The following is a 278-nucleotide window of genomic DNA, read 5'->3' as shown; positions in this document are numbered from 1 at the left end:
CCCGTTCCGGCGAACACCGCCTCCCAGTCCACGCTGACGCCGGCGGTGTGTGTGCGGCCGAGGAAGGCGGCGAAGGTGTCCCGCTCACCGTGCTTGCCGCGCAGGGCGGGTATGAACGCGGCTTCGGTGTCATCCTGAACACACTGCCTGGCCATCGCGGTCAACACCGCGTCCGGACCCAGTTCCAAAAACCGGCGCACGCCCAGCTCCCACAGCGTGCGCACACCATCGGCGAAGCGGACCGACTGACGGACATGCCGCACCCAGTACTCCGCATC

General features: G+C 68.3%; 1 protein-coding gene. It reads right to left on the bottom strand.

Annotated features, from left to right (window positions below):
• The coding region (locus FVS66_RS01660) for a hypothetical protein (RefSeq protein WP_187645341.1) at window positions 1–263 on the bottom strand (263 nt) is incomplete at its 3' end.
• Between the last annotated feature and the right edge of the window lie 15 nt (window positions 264–278).

Origin of the sequence: Streptomyces sp. TRM49041, from assembly GCF_008271805.1 — a bacterium.
GTDB lineage: Bacteria > Actinomycetota > Actinomycetes > Streptomycetales > Streptomycetaceae > Streptomyces.
Note: the sequence above shows the minus strand (reverse complement) of the source record. Positions and strands in the feature narration are given on the sequence as shown.